This window comes from Roseivivax sp. CAU 1761 (assembly GCF_054482755.1).
Window position 1 is genome coordinate 114,306 of the sequence record NZ_JBTLRM010000009.1, and the last position, 7,562, is coordinate 121,867.

6 protein-coding genes and 1 pseudogene are annotated in these 7,562 nt (G+C 71.4%); all 7 read left to right on the plus strand.

Features of this window, described 5'->3' with window-relative positions; genetic code table 11:
• Nucleotides 1-114 precede the first annotated feature (114 nt).
• Nucleotides 115-1,158, plus strand: coding sequence for a hypothetical protein (locus tag ACXYMW_RS08210; protein ID WP_459034828.1), 1,044 nt, complete (start codon nt 115-117; stop codon nt 1,156-1,158).
• 81 nt (nt 1,159-1,239) lie between these two features.
• Nucleotides 1,240-3,078, plus strand: coding sequence for a tetratricopeptide repeat protein (locus tag ACXYMW_RS08215; protein ID WP_459034829.1), 1,839 nt, complete (start codon nt 1,240-1,242; stop codon nt 3,076-3,078).
• Nucleotides 3,079-3,441: 363 nt separating this feature from the next.
• Nucleotides 3,442-3,909 (plus strand): Ros/MucR family transcriptional regulator, encoded by a 468-nt coding sequence (locus ACXYMW_RS08220; RefSeq protein ID WP_459034830.1) that lies wholly within the window; start codon nt 3,442-3,444, stop codon nt 3,907-3,909.
• 34 nt (nt 3,910-3,943) lie between these two features.
• On the plus strand, nt 3,944-4,942 hold the full coding sequence (locus ACXYMW_RS08225) for a flagellar motor protein MotB (RefSeq protein ID WP_459034831.1): 999 nt from the start codon (nt 3,944-3,946) through the stop codon (nt 4,940-4,942).
• Between the two features lie 365 nt (nt 4,943-5,307).
• Nucleotides 5,308-5,901, plus strand: a complete 594-nt coding sequence (locus tag ACXYMW_RS08230) for a hypothetical protein (RefSeq protein ID WP_459034832.1) — start codon at nt 5,308-5,310, stop codon at nt 5,899-5,901.
• Nucleotides 5,902-5,983: 82 nt separating this feature from the next.
• Nucleotides 5,984-6,682, plus strand: a complete 699-nt coding sequence (locus tag ACXYMW_RS08235; protein ID WP_459034833.1) for a sigma-70 family RNA polymerase sigma factor — start codon at nt 5,984-5,986, stop codon at nt 6,680-6,682.
• Between the two features lie 8 nt (nt 6,683-6,690).
• A pseudogene (locus ACXYMW_RS08240) lies at nt 6,691-7,562 on the plus strand (hypothetical protein); the annotation flags it as partial.

Consider the following 7,562-nt stretch of genomic DNA (forward strand, 5'->3'; position numbering starts at 1 on the left):
CCGATGCACCGCCGGCACGGTTCCGACGGCTTTTTCTCTTAGTATTTGACAAGGAGACAAGCATAAACAAGGAATAAATCAGACACGTAAGAATAAACCTCAATCGGGGCTTTGATGGAACGGTTGGCGTATCTCTTCGAGGAGGCCGAGCTCGACAGCGTCTTCGCCGACTGGCCGGCGGGGATGCGGGTGGCGCTCTGCCTGGCGCAGGACGGGGCCACCCAGGCGGTCCTGTTCCGCAGCGACGCGCCCGAGCGCATCCTCGAACGGGTCCGGCAGGTCACCGGCTGGGACGACGGCAGTTTCGCGGTGGTGCCGGCGATGGAGGGCGCGCCGAGCCTGCGCATCCTCTATTCCGAGGCGCAGTGGTTCCTGCGGCTGGCGGCTGAGATCGAGGATCTGCCACGCATGGCCCGCGACATCATCGATCCGCGCCCGGCGCCGGCCGCCGAGGCGCCCCGCCCGCGCGCCATCCGGGCCGGCAGCGCGCCGATCGCCAGCAGCGGGTTGCTGCCGCGGCGCCATGCCCGGGCCCGGCTCTATCCCGAGGACGGCCTGCCGGAAGGGTACCGCTCGGCGCGCGAGCTGGCGCAGGCTCCGGTGGAGTTCCTGGCCGCGCGGATCACCACGTCGGGGCGCCGGGTGCGGCTGGCGCTCGAACCCGACGCGGTCTCGGAGCGGACGGTGCCGGCGCGGGCCAGCCCGATCGGCTACCGCGACGACCTGCGCGCCTTCGTGCTCGACCCGGCGGTGCTGGCCGACTGGGCGCCGGGGCAGGGCGCGGTGATCGACATGCCGATGGAGGAATTCCCCAAGATGCTGGCCGAGCGGTTCGCCCGCGCGCCGCACATCGCCGATGTCACGGTGACGCCGGACGGCATCTTCGTGCAGCACGGCCCGCCGGAGGCCGCCGCGGTGCCGCTAGCGCCGCCGCCGCCGTCCGCCATGCCCGCCCGCGGCTGGACCCTGCGCGCCCTGACCGTCGGGCTGATCGCGCTCGGGCTGGCCTCGGGCACGGTGGTCACGGCGCTGCAGATGCGCGACGAGGCGCCGGCCGACCGGCTCGCCTACCAGGCGGCGCCGGGCAACACCGCGCTGAACGTTCTGGACAGCTTCGCCTCCTCCGACGCGGCTGCCGCCGGCGGGACGATCCGGTGACCCGGCCGGGGCCTCTCCGGCGCGGCCGGCCCGCCGCCGCGGGCCGTGCTTCCCCTCCCATCCTGCCGCAGGAGCCCTGACATGGACCAGACCACCCTTGCGCCGACCCACCCCGAGATCCTCCGCGCCCGCGCCTATGCGGCCCTGGCCGGCGGCGATCACGGCGAGGCGGCCCGGCTGGCCGTGGCGCTGACCCGCGCCGTGCCGGAGGCCGCGGATGGCTGGCTGATCCTCGGCGGCGTGGCGCTGGCCATGGCCGAAGGCGCCAACGCCAAGCGCTTCTTCGCCGAGGCGCAGCGCGTCGCCCCCGACGAGGCTTTGGCCGTGGAAGGCATGGCCAAGGCGCATCTGCTCTCGGCGGAACCGGATCAGGCGCTGGTGGCCGCCGACCGGGCGCTGGAGATGGGCAGCCTCGATGCCGGCCTCGCGCGCATCTACCTCGACCTGAAGGCGATCTACGGCCTGACCGCCGGCATCGGCGCCAAGGTCGGTCCGGCGGTGCGGAATTCCGGCCAGCCCGACCTCGCGCAGCGGTTGGGCGACTTCCTGATGCGCACCGATCGCGCGCGGGAGGCGGTGGAATGGCTCGATCTGTGCCACCAATGGGCGCCCGACACCGCCGACGGGCGTCTCTGCCGGATGCTGGCGCTGCTGCTCAGCCTGCAATACGACGCGGCGCTGGCCTTCTTCGAGACCTGCGCCGCCGACGGCACCGCGGCCGACATGATGGCCACCCTGAAGGTCCGCATCCTGCGCGAGCGCGGCGCCCATGCCGAGGCGCTCGACCTGGTCGAGACCTATCCGTTCCGCGACGCCACGAGCTACATCCACGCGCTTGCCGTGACCGCCAACGTCTACCAGGATCTGGATGAGTCCGACCGCGCCGAGGCGGCCTACAAAGATGCTCTTGCGGTGGGCGGCGAGCCCCCCGAGGTGGCCCGGGCCTACGGCGTCTTCCTGTTCCGCGAGGGCCGCTTTGCCGAGGGCGTGCCAAGCTTCTCGCACCGGGTGGGGCCGCAGAGCCGCCGGCTCATCGCCGAGGCCAATGCCGAGGCCGAGGCCCTAGTCGCGCGCGACCGCATCTTTCTGATTTCCGAGCAGGGGGTGGGCGACCAGGTGGCGCTGCTCAAGCTCCTCGACGCCGCGCCCATCGATCCGCTTCGCCAGGAGATCTTCTATGTCGGGGAGCCCCGGCTGGCGCCTCTCCTGGCGCGCGCGCGCTTCCCGATGACGCTGGTCCCGGTCGACGGGTTCATGACCAGGATCAACGGGCTCGACCCGCGCGAACTGGTCTATCTGGGCGATCTCAGCCGCCACCTGCAGGACTGGCCGGCGGAGCTGGGCGGCGCCTTCTTCACTCCCGAGCCGGAACGGCGGGCCGCGATTCGTGCCCGCTACGAGGCGCTCGCCGCGGGCCGGCCGATCTACGGCGCGGCGTGGTGGACCAGCAATCCGCTCGGGCATCTGCGCGCCGTGCCGCTGCGCGATCTGCTCGGCGCGATTCCCGAAGGCGCCATGGTGGTGAGCCTGCAATACGGCCGTCAGGAGGAGGAGATCGCGGCGGCGCAGGCGGCGCGCCCCGATCTCCTCCTGCATGTCGACGATGCCGTCGACCAGTTCCGGGATCTCGAGGCCTTCGCGGCGCAGATCGCCGCGCTGGACACCGTGGTCAGCATCGACAACACCACGCTGCACCTGGCCGGGGCGCTCGGGCACGGCGATGCCCACGCCCTGATTCCCGCCGGGTCGGAATCGATGTGGTATTGGGGCCGCGACGTCACCACCGATCCCTGGTACGGCAACCTCGCGCTGCACCGGCAGGCGCGATTCGGCGACTGGAGCGGTGCGCTGCACGGTCTCCGGCAATCTCTTTTGGGTCAGCAGGGCGGCACCGGCAGCGTTCCGCCCACCAAAGCATGACGCAGGGGCAAGATGCCGCCTTTGCAAGGACAGGCACAAAACTTTGACGTATTCTTAAACAAGTTTCGCTATATTTAGAGTCTAAGATGAGAGAGAACCAAGGATAGGAGCGGACTGGCCCGGAATGATCGTCCACTGGCAAGGAAACAAAACGCCGCGCGGCGCATTGGTCCTGAGGGATCTTGCGGATCGCCGGTGGATCCCCGGCCGGACCGCGATCGACGCAGCACAGCCACGGAGCGCGCGCCGGTTTCCTCCTTCCGCGGGTTGCAGAATGCAGGTCGACGGTTTCGACACAGAACGAACCCCGCCGAGGGCCCGGGCGCTGCCCGCCGCGGTCGGGAGACCCGACAAGAGGTTGAAATGAGCGTCAAGGACACCAACGAAAGCATCATCGCCTCGATCGTTGCCTCTTACGCCGCGCGCCCCGACGTTACCCCGGACGACATCGTGGACCTGACCCGCAAGCTCAGGGCCGAACTGGTCGGCGGCTCCGCCGGCGCCGCCGCCCGGCCGCCCGCCGCGGCCACCACCCGGGCGGGCACCGTGCCGGCCCTGCCGCTCTCCGAGGCGGTGACCCGCGACAAGGTGTACTGCCTGTGCTGCGGCCGCGGCTTCAAGATGCTGAAGCGGCACCTCGGCTCCGAGCACGGGCTCAGCGAGGCGCAGTATCGCCGGATGTTCGATCTGCCCGAGGACATGCCGCTGGTGGCGCCGAGCTATTCCGAGCGCAAGGCCGACTACGCCAAGCAGGCCGGCCTCGGCAAGCACGAGCGCAGCAGCGTCGCCGGCGATGCCTCCTCGGAATCGGACGAACAGATCTCCTCCTGATCCCCGGATCGGGCGGCCCTGAGGGACGCGGCGCATGAGCAACCAGCCGATCATCGTGAAGCGCGTCGAGGAGGACGATCACGACGACCATCACGGCGGCGGCTGGAAGGTCGCCTATGCCGATTTCATGACGGCGATGATGGCGTTCTTCCTGATGCTGTGGATCCTCAATTCCGCCGATGCCGACAAGCTCAAGGGCATCGCCGAGTACTTCACCCCGGTCCTGGTCAGCGAGACCGGAGGCGGGCCCGGCTTCCTGAGCGGCGACCGGCTGGATTCCGACGGCCGGCTGGTCGGCTCCGGCAGTTCCGGCGACCCGGCGCCGGCGGTGCCGACCTTCGGCCAGGAAAGCCCGCTCAAGGTGTTCGACAGCCGCCTGCGCTACGAGGACATCCCCGAGGTGGTGGTCGAATACGAGGCCCCGGGCACCCAGGGCGGCCAGGCCGCGCAGCCGCCGGCCGATGCGGACGCCGCCGATGTCGGCGGCGCCGAAGGCCGCGCCGAGATCGCGCAGGACAGCGCCGAGGAGGGCGTCGAGGCGCAGGAGCTCGCCGCCGCGCGCGAGGCCACGCTGGAAGCGGTGCGCGCCGACATCGAATCGGTGATCTCGGCCAACGCCCAGTTCGAGGGCCTGTCGCGCAACCTGCGGGTCGACCGGACGCCGGAAGGCCTTGAGGTGCAGATCGTCGACGATGCCGGGCAGTCGATGTTCCATTCCGGCAGCGCCCGGATCGAGGCCCGCACCCGCGCCGTGATCGAGGCCATCGGCGCCTCGATCGCCGACCTGCCGCAGGCGGTGGCGATCACCGGGCACACCGATGCGGTGCCGTTCAGCCGCCCGGCGGCCTACGACAATTGGGAATTGTCCTCGGACCGGGCCAACGCGACCCGCCGGGTGCTGATCGCGGCGGGGCTCGATCCGTCGCGCATCGTCCGGGTCTCCGGCATGGCCGACAAGGCGCCGCTGGTGGCCGATCCCACCGCCGCCGAGAACCGGCGCATCAGCGTCATGCTTCTCTATCCCGAGGAATGAGGGTCGCCGGACCCCCGCGCATTAAGATTTTTAACGATTCCTGACGCCCTGGCGCGGCAAAGGTTAATGCGCGGAAAACATATCTAAAATTTCGATTTCTTCGGCCAAGCCCGGGCAAACCCACGGCAATTCCGTGCCCCGGCTGCGCCATTCCCGGTAAAGTGTTGCAGCCAAGCACTTTCGTAGGGGGGGCTTTCTGGTTACCTTGGTTAACGAGGCAGTAAAAAAACAAAACCTATATCGAGCGGTACATGCCCCGGAGAAAATTGTTAGAATGCGTGTGGCGCGGCCAGATGGTCGTGGCCACCGGTGAAGTGTCGGCGCGCCTTGCGAACATGATCTTCGCGGTGCTCCCTGTGCGGTCAATGTTTCTTGTCGGAACGTCTTCGGCAACTGAGGAAATCCAGACCTATACCGACGATGCCCTGGTCCAGCCAGATCTGCCGCTTGGCGATCTCCTGGCCGAGGAGCTGGACGCCGAGGTGCGCGACGGCTCGCTGGTCTTCGTGCTCCCGGCCGCCCTCACGGTCCCGGGCACCAGCGACGCCACGCTTTCCGAGGCCGCCGGCGTGGCGGTGATCTCGGCGCTGGCAACGCTGGCCGAGACGCGCGCGGTGTTCCGCGATCGCGAACTCGAGGCGCTGCGCGGCCTGGCGCGCTTCTACGAGAATCTGCCCGACGTCCCGGGCTTCGAGGCTGCCGGACTCGACGCGGCGGGCTTCCGCCTCGGCATCGCCCGGGCCCTCGAACAGCGCTTCGGCGCGCTGGCCTGCGCGGCGCAGCGTTGCGGACGGGCGGAGGGCCCGGTGCGGCCCGACCCGGCGGCGATGGCCATGGTGGCGCTGACCTCGGCCGGCTGGGAGATGCAGGCCGACCTCTTCGCGCAGGTCGCGCTGACCATGCAGCTCGGCGTCGCGGACGGCCTGCGGACCGCGATGCAACAGAAGCGGGCGATCTAGGAGAGCGGCGGGAACAATTCTTTAGTATCCTTCGGAGCTGTGTTTCCATAACCTTGGAAAGACGAAGCCGGAGGGGCAGAGAATGTTCACGTCGTTCGGCGCCGCGCTGCGCGAGAGGATGCTGGCGCCCGAAGAGGAACGCCTCGCCATCCGGCGCTGGCAGGAGGACGGCGACCGCGCGGCGCTCGAGACCCTGCTGCGGTCGCATGCGCGCCAGGTCTGGGCGCTGGCCCGGCGCTGGACCGACAACCCCGCCCATCTCGACGACCTGGTCGCGGAAGGCATGATCGGTCTAATCCGCGCCGTCGAGAATTTCGACCTCGGCCGCGATGTCCGCTTCGCCACCTATTCGCGCTGGTGGGTGCGCAACGAACTCTCCGCCGCTGCCGGGCGCGTCCACGCCGTCGTCGACGTGCCGCGCCAGGCCCGCTGCGCCGCCGTGCAGGGCCAGGTGGCGGTCGACGTGATCGGCGCCGAGGACGGGCGCGACCTGCTCGAACGGATGCCCTGCGATGATCCCTCGCCCGAGGAGCAGCTGCTGCGCCGCGCCGCCGAGGCGACGCTGCACGGCGCGCTCGCCGCGGCGCTGGCGGAACTGCCCGCGCGCGAGGCCGCGGTGCTGCGCCGGAGGCGGCTGAGCGCGCCCCCGGTCCCGGCCGGCCAACTGGCGGGCGAGCTCGGCCTGACCCTGCCGCGGCTGCGCCAGATCGAGACACGGGCGCTCAACCTTTTGAAACAGAAGCTGATGGCGCGGGGCTTCTGTCTCTCCGCGCTGCATTGAGGTCGATCATGCAGCCGCTCCCGATCTTTTCGTCGCTGTCGCGCTCCGAGGCCGGACCGAGCCCGGTTGCCCCGGCCGGGGAGGCCGGGCCCGATGCCGCCCGCGCGGCGGCGGGCTTTGCCGCGCTGATGATGGGGGCGGGGGAGCGGGTGCGCGCGCCCCGGGCGGAGACCGCGGTCGCCCGCGACGGCGGGGACGCTCCGGACATCGCGCCCGACGCCATCGCTGGCGCCCTGGCCGAGCTGGGCCAGGCCGCGCGCGCCGGGCTCGACCCGGACCAGCCGCTCTCCCATGCCGGGCTTGCCCGGCTCGAATCCGAGCTTGCCGCGGAGGCGGAGGCGGCGCTGGCAGCGCTCGGGATCGCGGTGGTCCCCGGCGGTCCGGTGGCCGAGGCGCTGGCCCGGCCGGTGCCGGAGCGGCTGCTGCACGGCCCCGATGCGGCGGAGAAGATGATCGCCTTCCGCCTCGCCGCGCTGGCCGGGGGGCTGGGCCTGCGCGCCGCGCCGCCGGCGGGCCCGGCCGCGGTGGCGCCGCCCGCAAGCCCAACCGCCGCGCTGCCGGCGGACCCCAGCCAGGAGCGGCCGCAGACCCAAGCTTCATCGGACGCGACGCCGGCGGACCGGCCCGCGCAGCCGGGAATGGCGCCGGTTGCCGACCGCGCCGCGGCGCCTGGCGTCCATCCGGCCGAGACGGCACCGGGCCAGCCCGCCGCGTCCGTGCCGCCCGGCGCCGCAAGCCGGGCGTCCCCGCCGCCCGAGGGCGGGTCGTTTCCCGGCCGGTCCACCCCGGCGGAGCCTGCAGTTCCGGCCGGTCCCGAAGTCTCTTCGCGCGACGGCCCGATCCGTCCCGCGGCCGCCGCGGCGGCGGGCGGGGCGGTCCG